At 65.1% G+C, this 12,799-nt stretch carries 16 protein-coding genes and 2 pseudogenes; 4 read left to right on the top strand and 14 right to left on the bottom strand.

The features are described 5' to 3' along the window. Positions 1-94: 94 nt before the first annotated feature. From ACIOU8_RS07855 to ACIOU8_RS07845, 3 genes and pseudogenes are all read right to left on the bottom strand, one after another. A complete protein-coding gene (locus tag ACIOU8_RS07855; protein WP_400787841.1) occupies positions 95-424 on the bottom strand; it encodes a helicase in 330 nt (109 codons plus the stop codon). A gap of 28 nt (positions 425-452) precedes the next feature. Then, the gene (locus tag ACIOU8_RS07850) at positions 453-797 is read right to left on the bottom strand and encodes a TadE family type IV pilus minor pilin (protein WP_400787839.1); all 345 of its coding nucleotides are present in this window, start codon (positions 795-797) and stop codon (positions 453-455) included. Beyond that, positions 797-907 (bottom strand): annotated as a pseudogene (locus ACIOU8_RS07845) (DUF4244 domain-containing protein); the annotation flags it as partial. The pseudogene ACIOU8_RS07845 and the gene ACIOU8_RS07850, both read right to left, overlap by 1 nt. A gap of 71 nt (positions 908-978) precedes the next feature. Here ACIOU8_RS07845 and ACIOU8_RS07840 point away from each other — a divergent pair. The 3 genes from ACIOU8_RS07840 (at position 979) to ACIOU8_RS07830 (ending at position 4,738) form a co-directional block, all read left to right on the top strand. Beyond that, positions 979-2,661 (top strand): recombinase family protein, encoded by a 1,683-nt coding sequence (locus ACIOU8_RS07840; RefSeq protein ID WP_400787837.1) that lies wholly within the window; start codon positions 979-981, stop codon positions 2,659-2,661. Between the two features lie 79 nt (positions 2,662-2,740). Further along, positions 2,741-4,030 (top strand): hypothetical protein, encoded by a 1,290-nt coding sequence (locus ACIOU8_RS07835; protein WP_400787835.1) that lies wholly within the window; start codon positions 2,741-2,743, stop codon positions 4,028-4,030. A 207-nt stretch (positions 4,031-4,237) separates the two neighbouring features. Further along, positions 4,238-4,738, top strand: coding sequence for a hypothetical protein (locus tag ACIOU8_RS07830; protein ID WP_400787833.1), 501 nt, complete (start codon positions 4,238-4,240; stop codon positions 4,736-4,738). On the opposite strand, the gene ACIOU8_RS07825 is transcribed toward ACIOU8_RS07830, so the two are convergent. The 8 genes from ACIOU8_RS07825 to ACIOU8_RS07790 form a co-directional block, all read right to left on the bottom strand. Next, positions 4,655-5,218: a recombinase family protein gene (locus tag ACIOU8_RS07825; protein WP_400787831.1), complete on the bottom strand. Its 564-nt coding sequence runs from the start codon at positions 5,216-5,218 to the stop codon at positions 4,655-4,657. The two genes, ACIOU8_RS07830 and ACIOU8_RS07825, sit on opposite strands and share 84 nt — an antisense overlap. 180 nt (positions 5,219-5,398) lie before the next feature. Next, on the bottom strand, positions 5,399-5,659 hold the full coding sequence (locus ACIOU8_RS07820; protein ID WP_400787829.1) for a hypothetical protein: 261 nt from the start codon (positions 5,657-5,659) through the stop codon (positions 5,399-5,401). A gap of 53 nt (positions 5,660-5,712) precedes the next feature. After that, the gene (locus ACIOU8_RS07815; RefSeq protein ID WP_400787827.1) at positions 5,713-5,877 is read right to left on the bottom strand and encodes a hypothetical protein; all 165 of its coding nucleotides are present in this window, start codon (positions 5,875-5,877) and stop codon (positions 5,713-5,715) included. Positions 5,878-5,921: 44 nt separating this feature from the next. Beyond that, complete coding sequence (locus ACIOU8_RS07810) at positions 5,922-6,374, bottom strand: hypothetical protein (RefSeq protein WP_400787825.1); 453 nt, start codon at positions 6,372-6,374, stop codon at positions 5,922-5,924. A 93-nt stretch (positions 6,375-6,467) separates the two neighbouring features. Continuing rightward, positions 6,468-6,839, bottom strand: coding sequence for a hypothetical protein (locus ACIOU8_RS07805; protein WP_400787823.1), 372 nt, complete (start codon positions 6,837-6,839; stop codon positions 6,468-6,470). Further along, the gene (locus ACIOU8_RS07800; protein ID WP_400787821.1) at positions 6,836-7,447 is read right to left on the bottom strand and encodes a hypothetical protein; all 612 of its coding nucleotides are present in this window, start codon (positions 7,445-7,447) and stop codon (positions 6,836-6,838) included. Before ACIOU8_RS07800 ends, ACIOU8_RS07805 begins: the two co-directional genes overlap by 4 nt. Next, on the bottom strand, positions 7,444-8,007 hold the full coding sequence (locus ACIOU8_RS07795) for a hypothetical protein (protein ID WP_400787819.1): 564 nt from the start codon (positions 8,005-8,007) through the stop codon (positions 7,444-7,446). Before ACIOU8_RS07795 ends, ACIOU8_RS07800 begins: the two co-directional genes overlap by 4 nt. A gap of 93 nt (positions 8,008-8,100) precedes the next feature. Continuing rightward, on the bottom strand, positions 8,101-8,592 hold the full coding sequence (locus ACIOU8_RS07790) for a hypothetical protein (protein ID WP_400787817.1): 492 nt from the start codon (positions 8,590-8,592) through the stop codon (positions 8,101-8,103). A gap of 606 nt (positions 8,593-9,198) precedes the next feature. Between ACIOU8_RS07790 and ACIOU8_RS07785 the strand changes: the two genes are divergently transcribed. Beyond that, positions 9,199-10,494 carry a hypothetical protein gene (locus ACIOU8_RS07785; protein ID WP_400787815.1) on the top strand — a complete coding sequence of 432 codons (1,296 nt, stop codon included), beginning with the start codon at positions 9,199-9,201 and terminating at the stop codon, positions 10,492-10,494. Positions 10,495-10,525: 31 nt separating this feature from the next. Here the strand turns inward: ACIOU8_RS07785 and ACIOU8_RS07780 are convergent. The 3 genes and pseudogenes from ACIOU8_RS07780 to ACIOU8_RS07770 form a co-directional block, all read right to left on the bottom strand. Next, a pseudogene (locus ACIOU8_RS07780) lies at positions 10,526-10,633 on the bottom strand (DUF4244 domain-containing protein); the annotation flags it as partial. A gap of 53 nt (positions 10,634-10,686) precedes the next feature. Next, the gene (locus ACIOU8_RS07775) at positions 10,687-11,580 is read right to left on the bottom strand and encodes a type II secretion system F family protein (protein ID WP_400787813.1); all 894 of its coding nucleotides are present in this window, start codon (positions 11,578-11,580) and stop codon (positions 10,687-10,689) included. Beyond that, a complete protein-coding gene (locus ACIOU8_RS07770; protein ID WP_400787811.1) occupies positions 11,577-12,590 on the bottom strand; it encodes a TadA family conjugal transfer-associated ATPase in 1,014 nt (337 codons plus the stop codon). The genes ACIOU8_RS07775 and ACIOU8_RS07770 overlap by 4 nt, the downstream gene beginning before the upstream one ends. Positions 12,591-12,799: the final 209 nt, after the last annotated feature.

Here is a 12,799-nt window from a genome sequence, read left to right as displayed (position 1 = left end):
AGCGTCCTTTCTTCGAAGCACACCATACACACCGCCGTGATGGGTTGGTCACAGTGGTCGCCTGCATTTTCGCCGGAAAGTGCTCGTGCCGCCGTCAGGATCCCTCGGGTGGCCCAGCACGGGCTCGGGAGACGGCAGCGAGTCCAGCGTACGCCGCGTTCACCTGCACAGTCGCCACGAAGCCTTCGACGGCGCAATCGGTGAGGGTCGCACCGGAGGCCGCCGCGACCCGCGCGGCGAGGGAGCACGGGTCGTCGGCCGTGACGATCGCTCCGCTGGCCGCATCGGCTGCGGCCAGCGCCGCAGCGTCAGCGGCTCCGGCGGCCCGCTGCGCGGTGACGGCCGCTCCCCCGACGGCGGCGAGCCCCAGCGAGAGCGCCGCCGCAACCGAGAGAACGCCGGCCGCGACAGCAGACCCGGCCATCAGCTGTCTTCCCCGGCGATGGCACGCATCAGAGCCCTTCGGCGAGCGCGCAGCTGGACGCCTGCAGCGGGATTCGGATGAAGCTGCCGATCGCGACGTCGGCGCGCGCCTCCACGCATACGAGGTCTCCGGATGAGGTGCTCGACATTCCGGCGCCGGGAACCGCGATCGACACGGCGTGCGATGCCCTGCCCGCGTCCTCCCCTCGTCCGAGAAGGCGCGCGGCGTCGGCAGACGCGTCCTGGAGCGCGACCTGCCGAGACGCCGCGCCCAGAGCACCGGCCCCGAGCAGAAGGGTGAGGACCACTGCGGGCAGTGCGAGTGCGAGCTCGGCGGCCACGGACCCTCGTTCGTCGTCTCGACCGGCACTCATCACGACACCGTGAGGGCCCGACGCACCAGGTCGGTGAGGATGCCGCGCACCTCATCCGACCTCATGATGACGACGAGCAGACCTGCGAAGGCGACAGCGGCGACCGTCGAGAAGAAAGACGTACTTAGCATGTACGCCTCGCGCTCCCCGCCCGTATCACCCATACAAGAAGGGAGCCACCATGCGGGTAGGCATCTACGTCCGGCAGAGTGTGACGGAAGACGACGGGATCGAACAGCAGAAAGCGGAGTGTCAAGCAGAGATCGAGAGACGACGTGCGCAGGCCGCTCGCGACGCAAAACCCGGGAAGGAGCCTGAGTCGTGGGAGATCGTGGAGACCTACCCGGACAACCAGACGAGCGCGTCGAAGGATCGTGGGGAGGGCACGGCGTGGGCACGGATGCTCGCGGACATCGATGCCGGGCGCATCGACTGCATTGTGGTGGTGGCGGTAGATCGGCTCATGCGGCGTTTGGTGGACGTGCTGGAGATCCGCCCACCTCGGCGTGATGTGCGAGTTATCGTGGTGCGCGGCGGTATCGATACCGACGATACAAGCGGCGTTGGACAGTTCATCCTGGGACTGTTCGTGCTCGTGGCAGAGCAAGAGAACCGCACGAAGACGCGTCGGGCGATCCCGTACCGAGAGAACCGGAACGCCCAGGGGCATCCCTCCCCGGGAAAGGTCCCGTACGGCTATCGCTGGAGGACCGAAGGCGAGCGCGCCAACGACGATACCCGGTGCGGCGACACGGCGAGAGAGCGCGTGCGGAACGCGCCGCGTTATGCCGTCAGCGAGGCCGAAGAGCCCGCCATTCGGTTTGTGTTTTCGGAGGTGATCGGAGGTTCGCCGCTCGGGATGATCGCGCGAGAGTTGAACAATGGGACGGCGCGAGATCCGGAGTCGAGGGCACTGCTCGCGGAATCCACGCGGACGACGCGGAGCGGGGCAGCATGGAGCGCAACGACCGTTCGGCGCATCGCTCTGTCGCCGTACTACGCGGCGCTGCTCCCTGGCATCGTGCCGGGAGCGGGGAACTACCGCGCGGAGCTGGTAGATCTCGATGCGTGCACGCCGGGGATCTGGAAAGCCATCGTGGAGGTGGATGAGGTGCGGGCTGCGCGAGGGCTGCTCATCGATCCGAAGCGCCGAAAGCACCAGGGCACCTCTCGGCGGTGGATGCTCTCGGGACTCGCCGTGTGTGACGTCTGCGGGGCGCGTGTCCGCTCGGCGCGGACCAAGGAGAGGTATCAGGGCTACCGCTGCCCCAAGGGCCATTTCCAGCGGTCGGGAGCCATCTTGGATCAGTACGCCGAACAGGTGGTGATCGAGCGCCTGAGCCGTCCTGACGCGGCCTCTCTAGTCCAACCCTCGCGCGGGGTAGATCTGGACGCTCTGAGGGCTCGTGAGGGCGCTCTCAGAGGTCGGCGGGCGGTGCTGCTGGATCTTGCCGCGTCCGGCACCTACGACGCCGCGGAGGTGCGCGATAAGGTAGCGCCCATCGACGCGGAGCTAGCGGAGGTGACGGCCACTATTGGGGCTGCGCTCGCCGTAGATCCGTTCGCCGCCGTCGTGTCCGCTGACGATGTCCAGTCGGCGTGGGATGCGCTCACTCTGGCCAGGAAACGTCGCATCGTCTCGGAGCTGTTCGTGATGATCATCCGCCCCGTAGGTAAGGGCGTACGGGTGACCACGCTGGAGCACGCTGCGCGCACTGTCGATGTTGTCTGGCGTCGCCCCGGAAGGGCTCATGTAGCCCTGCCATCGCTCGTTAATGAGGCTGAGGTCTCCAGGGAGCTGGGGAGCTATACGCCTCTGTCAGAGGGCATGCGAGCTGCGCTAGCGCACTCCCTCGACGGCTGATCCCGCCTCTATGATGGGCGTGCTCGTGCTGCGAGGCGAGCACGCCCTTCTCAGTTAGTCCCGGGAGCACAGACAACAAATGTCAACTTCGACCGGCGCTCCGCGCCCCCGTGTGCTTGTGCACGGCCTCACCAACGAGGAGATCGAGATCGTGCGCTCGCTCGCTGGCAGCGTCGTCGTCGCCCGACGGCTCTCCGACGCGCACCCTGAAGAGCACGACGTGCTTATTTTCACCAACGCGCAGTTCCACACGATGCATCGCACGTACTCGCGGCGGCTTGCGTTCAGTCCCGCACCAGGCGTGTCGCGCGTAATTGACCACAGCGCCTGGGGTATGCGCGCCGGCAAACCCGAAACGTACACGCACGCCCAAGAGCAGGAACGGCCTGCCAGGGATTTCGATCTGACCGATGATGCGAAATCTCTAGGTCTGGCGGGCCTGGTGGCTCGGTCTGTTCGACCAGCGGCGGAATCGAAGTACACAGGCATCAAAGAGCCCGTCTTCCCCGAACGCACCGTGCGCCCCCTGATCAAGGAAGCCTTGGTTTCTCCTCTCACTCTCGCGGCGGTTCTCGAACTGCGTTCCATCGAAGAGGAGCTGACCGATTCGGTTATCTGGCTACCCGATGTTGCGCGGTCGGCTTTTCGGGAGTGGGTCAGTTTTGCCCTGTCGTACTGGCGCGCCGAGGCCCCTGACCTGTTTCCGATCTCTGCAGATTGGATGGAGGACGACAAGTGGTCCTCCCTTGACGAGATCTCTATCCGTGCGCAGATCGCGGAGTTTGAGCGGCAGGAACAAGCAAGGCTCCAGGCCATCGACCACGAACGGCAAACCCTCGCTACTTCTCTAGATCAGGCTGTGCACGAAGGCGACGCGTGGCGCGCGATGCTCACTGACACCGGCGATGCGCTTGTAACGGCAGTCAAAGAAGCGTTCGAGCTTCTGGGCTTCTTCGTGCTGGATGCAGATGAGTTGCCGCAACACAAAGCGGCCAAGAGAGAAGATCTGAGAGTGAGTGATGGCGAGTGGACGGCGCTCGTAGAGGTCAAGGGATATGCCGGGGCGGCGAAGTCCAACGATCTGTCCCAGGTGTCTCGCGCCGCTATGGCCTACGCGATGAATGAGCAACGAGAGCCTGACTCACTCTGGTATGTCCCGAACATCGAGCGCGAGACAGCTCCCACGAGTCGAAACATGGCGCTACTCGGTCGAGATGATGACCTCGCTTCGTTCGCGGAGAATTATCACGGAGCACTGATCGACACCCGCGATCTGTTCGCGCTCCGACAGCGCGTCGTGAACGGGACAACGTCGCCCGAGGAAGCACGCCAAGAGTTGAAGTCGGCCACCGGCAGATACACCGCGTAGCGGTCGCTAACTGAGCTTTAGGGCTCCGCACTGAGGACACATCCAGCGCTCGCCGCGGGGGCGCATCTGCGGCTCCATTGTGGACAAGCACTCGGGGCACCGCGGACTCATCCCGTCGAAGTCGTAGCCATCCGACGTCGGAATGTCGTGGTCGATGGGTGGCAGTGCCATGCGGGCACTGTACCTGTTCGGCTTTAGGCTGTGGGGATGCTGCGGTCGTCAAGTATTGTGATCGGGTCGCTACCCCACGAGACGGCTGCCATCCTGGCACAGGTGCTTCCTGCCCTGCTTGTGGCCGGCCTACTTGGCCCCCTCCTCAGCGGAACCAAGCTCGACCTGGCGAGCCGAAGGTATTTCGCATCAGAAATCGCCGTAACCGTCGTCGCTGAGGCGATCTGCCTCGTCAGCGTGATCTCCAAGGAACCTATCTCGACGCCGGGAACCTTCGTTGTCTTGCTCGCGACCTTCTACTCTCTCCTCGGAATCGTTACATACCCGATCATCTGGGCTCAACCCACAAAAGAAGAGAGAGAGTCGGCTGACGCGGCGAAGGCGCTGCGGGTCGCGAAGGCCGGAGTGCGCGCAGAGCGTCGCGCGGCACGGAAGCGTCACAAGGAGCTGGAGTCAGAGCGACTGAAGCACCCGGTAGAGGGTGGCGGGACTGACGCCGACCATGCGGGCGATGTCAGCTCGGGAGTGATCTCCTGAAGCGACGAGCTTCTTGATCGTCGCCAGCTTTTCAGCGTCCACGACGGAGGGGCGACCGCCGACGCGACCTTGTGCCTTCGCTGCATCGAGACCGGCGCGCGTGCGCTGCACGATGGTGTCGCGTTCGAGTTGCGCGAACGCCGCCATGATCGTCAGCATTGCCTGACCCATGGGGCCGGAGTTGAGATCGATGTTCTCGGTCAAGCTGCGGAAGGTCGCACCCTTGGCCGTGATCCGCTGCACCGATTCGAGCACGTTCATGGTGTTGCGCCCGATGCGGTCAAACTTCCAGATGACTACCTCGTCGCCCTCTTCGAGTCGGTCGATCAGTGCATCCCACTGGGGACGGGATGCGAGCGTGCCCGAGACGCCCTCGTCGGCGTACACGCGCTTGATGCCGTCCACCTTGGCGATGGCGTCGCGCTGGAGATCAGCATTCTGATCCTTGGTGCTGGTGCGAACGTACCCGAACTTGGTCATAAGTCGATTGTCTCACAACTCATCTCTCATAACAAGAGATAATGAGAGATAGTTCTGAGAGCTTCGGAAAGTATTGAGTGGGCCGATCTCGACACTCTCACTGGACCATCGTTATTGAGACGCGCTCCCGAGGCGCGACCTGATGCCATGACCTGCACCAACGATGCAAGCACATCGAAGTCATGCCCGGAGTGTCCCTTGTATCGCGAGGGCGACGGTCTCACGAGCGACGCCGAAGTGCTCGGCCAGCTTCGCGTGGGTCCAGCCACCCCGCCACAGATCGAGAAGCTCGCACTCCTGCTCGACGGTCAGCCGGCGGCGACCCCGGGTGGTTTCCACGCCCTCTCGCTTGAACACTGCGTGCAGCGTTCTCGGGCTGATGGCGAACAGTTCCGCGATGGGCGCGACTCCGAACCCGGCGCGTCGCAGTGCAGCGGCCATCGCCTCACGCTCGGGGCTGAGCGCACGTGGCTTGCCTGGTCCACGTGCGGCTTTCACGTCTGAACACCGAACATCTGGAGCACGTGAGAGCGCTGCTCGGTCGTCATCGGGGCATCGACAACGCGACCGTCTCGCTCGATCAGCCGATGGACGGTGCCCTGTCTCGTGCGGATCAGCGTGTAGTCACGGAACACGAGCGCGTCGGAGTCCAGGGCCACCTCCGTAGTGACTGAGTCTCCCACGCTCACCATGCGCACGCCGGTCATCGGACACCCCGCGGGAAGCGCCACCGGATGATGTCGGACACGAGCGCGTCAGTGAGGCCGTCCAGGGCGCGTAGCTGACCGCTGCCGTTGATCACGAGCACGTGCAACTTGCCGGACGGCTCCAGCCCGTATAGGACGTCCTTGTCGTTTCTCGAACTGAACGCGACGGCCCAGTCGCTCGGGATCGACACCTTCGCGCCGTCGATGTGCACCGAAACCGTGGGGGCCGATGCGGGGATGCGCGGCGGGTCAGTGAGGCGCGTGTCCTTCGCGGCGTCCAGATGGGCCTGTGCTCGCGGCGAGGGCCTTCCCGGCCCGATGGTCAGAGTTCCCGGCTGCGGGCGCTGCTGCGGCTGCTGAGCGGCCTGTGTGGTCGGCTGAGGCTGCGGGCGAGGGTTCACGCCCGAGTATCGGAAAGCGCCGATTTTGCGTCCTGCTCGACTGGTCATTGGGATCTCCAGGTGGTGGTTGGTCCGACCCTCCGCCGTTTCTGTCCAGCGGCCCCTGTATTGGTCGGGGCGGAGGGCCGGGGTTCGTGGGGCCTAAGGGGCTGGAGCTGCGGGGCGGGCCAGCTTGACGAAGTCGGCCAAGCTGGTCACGACAAACGCCTCATCGATGCCGCGTCCGCCTCTCGTCTGCACGAGGGCCGTCACCGGATAACCCGCGAGCGCCGCGGTAGCGCGTGCGGAATCGAGGTCGGTGCTCAGACGATGATTCCCCCGCGCCGAAACATCGATCCAGACGCCCGGAACGCCGACCACGTCGGGCACGAGCCCCGCATCCAGCGCCGTGGAGATCTTCGAGTGGATCGGACTCGGCGCGGCGTCAAAACCCTCGGAGCTAAGGAAGAACGCAGTCAGGCTGCGAAGACTCTCATTCAGGCGGCGGGACTGGTTGCCGGTCGGAGTGGTCATCGGCGCGCCCCCGGCTCCACTGCGGTGTAGTGGGAGACGTGTCGGACGCCTCCAGCATCCAGCGCGGCCCGCTGCTCGGCTGCGAGCTTGATCGAGGGATCGGGCGAGGTCGAAATGATGGTCGAGGTCGGAGCTGCGGGGCCGAACCTCGCGTTCACCGCGGCGAGCGCTTCGGCCCGCGCCTGCAAGGTCGGCTGCGCCCACGCCTCACGTCTTGCCTGCTCTCTGGCCTCGCGCCAATCCGCATCACCCACGGCTCCCCACGTTGGTGCATCCGCGGGAGCCGGTCCGAGTCGGAACCGTTCCTCCCTCCACCGTGCGCGCTGCCCCTCGGGATCATCGATGAGCGCCATCCACGAGGCTCCGGAGGAGCTGTAGCTCGCGTCGATCATCGCCTGAGTGACGATGACGTTCTGGCCCGCCTTCGAGATGTGGCTGGCACTCAGGAAGCCCTGGCCAGTCGGGATCGTCGCGCCGCTCGTCAGGCAATGAAAGGTGTCACCGGGTCGAACGGGCAGGGCCGCGCTCGCCGCATTCGTCCGCTCGGCGGTCTCGGCGCGGAGACGTTCCAGTCGCTGGATCGGGGTCTCGGTCTGAGTGTCGTTCATGATTCGATCTCGTTTCTCGAATTGGTAGGAAGGTCGGCGCGGAAGTCCGCTGCAAGCTGCATCAGGCCCTCGGCCTCTAGCGCGTCTGCCATGATTGCCCCCAGCTCGGGAGACCGCTCCAATGCGGTGTCGAGAGCCCGCGCGAGCTGCGCAACTTTCGCGCGGTCGGCGGCGACGTCGTCATGCGTGATCTTGAAGCGGTCTGCCAGGCTGTCGAGTGCTCGCGTCTCGGCATCCCCGAGTCGGGCACCCAGTGCGGCTTCACCGGCTGCATACGCGCTAACGCGTGCTGCACGGGCATCGTTGGCGATGTCGGCCAGTCGCTCGACCAGCGCGAGAGGACGAGTGTCCGGCGTGCTCGTGATGGTCTGCTGGATGGCCGGCCGGAGGTGGAACTTGACGTGCCGGTAGAGCGCATCGCGCGACACGTTGAACCGTCGCACGAGTTGCGCAATGGGCGTATGCACGACGAGCGCTGCATCGATCTCGCCTAGCTCGTCGTGAGCGCAGATCGAGCATGACCGGCCATAGAGGCTGGGGTTGCTCTGCGGTGCGGACATGGCATCTCCCTGAAAGAACGTTCACAGAGATATATCGACACAATCGGGATCTACGTTCGAGATGCGGTCCGATGAGACTTCTGTTGGTTCGCCCTAACGGCCTCGGAGGGCGCTCCACATACGTTCGGTGGTGCGGAGCTTGCGGCCCAGCGCGTCGGCGCGTGCCTGCATGGGGAGGTGCGCGAGCTTGGCCAACGCATCGAGATCGTCATCCGTCCACGAGGGCTTTCGTTTCGAGATCTGACCTCCGCGCCGTCCACGCTCCCGCTGCTCACGAATCCACTCCGGCGACCAATCGCGGAGGACGGCGGTTGCGGCATGGTCGGCCATCGTCTCGACGTCTGAGTCGCTGATGCCATGACCGCGGTTCGAGTAGTAGGTGTCGTAGGTCTTCGCTCGCTCGCGCACTCGACGCTCGAAGAGGTCAGCAAGATCGGCATGAGAGGGCGGAGCAAATCCAACGCCGTCGAGATCGTTCAGCGTCCGGTAGCCCCAGTTGGTCAGGTACGCCCAGACGTCGCCGCGGTAGCTCTTTGCCTTGCGCACCACGAACCCGTTCAGGTCGCGGCGTTCCTTCGCGTACATCGGACGGAGGGGCGGGAACCTCAGCGCTCGCCGCTGCTGTCGTCCGGCTGTGCGGGCTCTCGTCGCCAGGGTCGAGTAGGTCCACAGCGTGCCCTCATCAGTAGCCCTACGTTTCCCCTGGAAAGAGGGGTTAGATGGCGGGCTCACATCGACCGCGTTCGCGCTAACTTCCGATTCGAGCGCGAGCACCTTTTCTGGCGGGTTCGCGCTAGCCGAGGCTCGCATCTCTTGCAGGGTGAGCTTTCGAGGCGCGTACGCGCTAACGCCGAAGCGCGGATCGTCGGAGCGATACAGAAGAGGCACGCGGCGAGGGGTGCGACGAGGGACGCTCGCAGGTACGCTAGACACTGGAAATCCAATTCTCTGCCGTCGCTCTCTTCGCAGGAGGGCGGCGGCATTTCCATGCTCACCACCGGACGGGTTTGAGGGTGAGCGTACTCGCTCTGACGCCACTCGTCTATATTGTGTAAATTCGCGCTAACCAGGGATTTAATTTACGTCCTGTACGCGCTAGAACTCCCCAGAGCTACCAACAAGCGTTCGCGCTTACGCCGCCGCTGCATGGTGGCCCCCATTGCTGAGACCCAGCATCGCTACAGTGACACCATGACCACGTGGGGTAAGCGCGCAGATGAAGTGTTCGGTGTCTCTCAGCAAGTGCGAGATGACTCATACGTTGATCGCGCGGGACTCGATAAGACCGTTCAGCGTTTCTTGAATCGGGACGTCCACATTTCACTGCGTGGCCCCAGCAAGAGCGGCAAGTCGTGGCTTCGACAGGCGGCGGTCCCTGATGCCATCGTCGTCCAGTGCCGGCTGAACAAGACCGCTGAGGACCTCTATAAAGAGGCCCTCGGAGTGCTCGGCATCAATCTCGTCATTCGAGAGACCAAGGGTGGCAACTTCACCGGTCACGTCGAGTCATCGGTCGCCTTTGGTCAGGCGCTGATTATGAAGGTGGCTGGCAAGCTCGGGCTCTCTTACACGCGGAGCGAGGAACTTCAGCTCGAACCAGTGAGTCAGGACATCAGCGACCTGCGGTTCATCGCGGAGCTTCTGAACGAAAGCGAGCGGCGGCTCGTAATCGAAGACGTTCACTACCTTTCCCACGATGAGAGGAAGCGCCTCGCATACGACCTGAAGACGTTCTGGGACTTCGGAGTGTTCGTCATCATCGTTGGAATCTGGAGTCAGCAATCGCTGATCGACCTAAATCCAGACCTCAGCAATCGAGTTCGTGAGTTCTCTGTGAGCTGGAATGCCCCGGATCTCGGACGAATCATCAAGAAGGGCGAGGATGCTCTCAACATCAGTATCTCCGAGCCCATCAAAGCAAAATTGGTTGAGCACGCATACGGAAACGCGGGGCTTCTCCAGGCGCTCGCACTCGGTGTGCTGGACGAAGCCTCGTTCGAAGAGAGTGGACCTCACCTGTTCGAGGTCGCAGAACAAGATCTCTTCGACGCCGCCGCGATGAGCCTGGCCGAGAGCTTGAACCCTCTGTATCAGTCGTTCGCCAAGCGGACCTCATCGGGGATACGTACCCGGCACAACAGCACGGGAATCTATGCACACACGATGGCCGTGATCCTTGACCAAGACGACGACACGCTCATCAACGGGATACGAGCACGAGAGATCTACCAGAAGGCGCATGCCCGCGAGAAGCGCATTCAGCAACCGAACCTCAAAACGATCCTCCGACATCTGGACGGGCTTCAGATCGATGAGGATGGACGTGGCCTCGTGGTGTCCTACGACGAAGGTCAAGAAGAGGTCAGTGTGGTTGATCTCCAGTTGCTCTTGTATCGGAAGTTCAGCACTGTGCGCTGGCCGTGGGAGGAGATCGTCAGCGAAGTATCTGGGCGAGATGACGCTTTCGAGGCAGACACGTTGTTCTGACTGATTCTGCTGCGCGGGGTATGTTTTCCTGAGCCACGGCGGCCATCGTCGTGATCGCGTACTCGGCGGTGGCCGCACCGCTGTCGTCTCCGAACAGGGTCGCGGAACGGCGCTGAGTGAGTGGAGGGAGGGTGTTCATGGTTCCTTCTTTCTCTATATGCGGATGCACGAGCATCCTGTGGTCGGCTGCCGTCACAGCGGCAACGGGGTCGAGAGGAGCACGCTCAGCAGCAGCGGAGCGACTCCCAGCAGGAGAAAAGCCGGCAGCGTGCAGACGCCGAGCGGGATCAGCAGCTTCGTCGAGAGTTTCGCCGCGCGCAGTCGGCCGTCGACGCGAGACGCGTGGCGCTCCTGCCCGGCGGAGGCGCGAAGCAGCTCGCCGGCGGGCACACCCGCGGCGTGCGAGAGCTCGAGCACCGCACGGATCCGTTCGTCGTCTCCACGACGAGACGCCGGACTCTCCGCGACGAGGCGCAGGGCACGATCGATCGAGGCGCCCCCGGAGAGCGCGACAGCCATGAGCTCCGCCTGCATGCCTGGCGTGCCCGGCTCGGGCTGCGCACGCCGAAGCAGTCGGTTCGTCCAGCTTCGGGCCACCAGCACGAGCAGGAGCCCGGCCACGACGCAGGCCGCGCCTGCCGGCGTCCCGAAGATGACGCCGAGGGTGTCGAAGCCGAGGGCGAAGCCGAGCAGCAGACCGGCGAACGGCATCCACAGGAGCAGACGCGCGGTCCCCGCCGGTTCAGCCAGCGCGATTCGCACATCGTCGGTCGCCGCTGCGGAGTCGCGAAGCGTCTCGGCGATCATCCGCAGCACCTCGGCCAGCGGTGCCCCGACGGTTGTCGCCACCTCCCACGCGGCGGCGAGATCTCGCCAGGGGCCACCCTCGGCCTCGATCGCGGCGATGAGCGGGATGCCATCGTCCACTCGATCCACGACGGAGGCCGCGCGCACGTCGCCGATCGACGCGAGGTGACGCCAGGCGACCAACGGCACCGCTCCGGCTTGCAGCAGCACGGCGAGCGTCTGCACGGACGTCGCCGCGTCGCCTCCTCCGTCGCGGGCGGCCCGCCGCCGAGCGCTCACCACGGTCGCACCTCCTCGATGCTCAGCCGGTCGCCGGTCAGGGCGAGTTCCCCCGCCTGCGCGATGCGGCGCCGCCCGCCGGGCTCCCTGTCGAGATGCAGAACGATCGTGAAAGCGCTCACGGCCTGACGCGCGAGCGCCATGGCGTCCATCGCTGCCAGCGCGCCGAGCGCTTCGAGCCGAGCCGGCACATCGCTCAGACCACTCGCGTGGAGGGTCCCGGCGCCGCCATCGTGCCCGGTGTTCAGAGCCGTCAGCAGCTCTCTCACCTCTTCGCCTCGGCATTCACCGACCACGAGCCGGTCGGGGCGCATGCGCAACGACTCACGGACCAGCCGTGCGAGGCTGATGCCACCGGCGCCCTCGAGGTTCGACTGCCGCGCCTCGAGAGCGACATGGTGAGGGTGCTGCGGCCGCAGCTCGGCCACATCCTCGATGGTCACGATGCGCTCGGAGCTCGGCGCCGCCGACAGCAGCGCGGACAGCAGAGTGGTCTTGCCTGTGCCGGTGCCGCCGGTGATGAGGATGTTGGCGCGCTCAGCCACCAGACCGAGCAGCCAGCTGTGCTGCCTGGCGTCGAAGGCGCCGAGCGCCGCCAGCGCATCGAGGTCCGCGGCGCGCACTCTGGGCACGCGGATCGACAGCGCCGTTCCCGACGTCGAGACCGGCGAGAGGACGGCATGCACTCGGATGCCGGACTCGAGCCTCACATCGACGCAGGGCGCCTGGTCGTCGAGATGGCGACCGCCGAGGCCGACGAGCGCGACCGCGAGATCGCGAACCTCCCTTTCGGACGCACTCCACCCGCTCACAGCCTCGGCGCCCCGACCCCGGTCGACGAACAGCCCTGAGGTGCCGTTGACGAAGATGTCGGTGACCTCCTCGTCAGCGCAGTGCTCTGCGAGCGGGCCGAAGACGGGATCGACCTGCAGCGGTGTGCGGCCGCCTCGCGCGGCGCCGGCGACGAGCGACGACGTCTCGCGCGGTTGGATGACGAAGGGATCGGACATCCCCCGAAACTAGGCCCGGCGCCGAGCGCACGGCCCCCGCGTGCCGAGCATCGGACGGCGCCTGTGGGCAACCCCGATCGGACGGTCGGCGTGCAGAGGAGGTCGTGAAGACGAGCACGAGGAGTGACCCCCGGATGGGAGCGCTCCCGAAGAAGAGAGGGCGGCATCTCACGGGGGGAATGAGATGCCGCCCACGGCGTCCCTCATGG

The organism is Microbacterium sp. NPDC087589 (assembly GCF_044743635.1).
In the GTDB taxonomy this organism is placed as follows: Bacteria; Actinomycetota; Actinomycetes; order Actinomycetales; family Microbacteriaceae; genus Microbacterium.
This window is presented reverse-complemented; position numbering and strand designations above follow the sequence as displayed.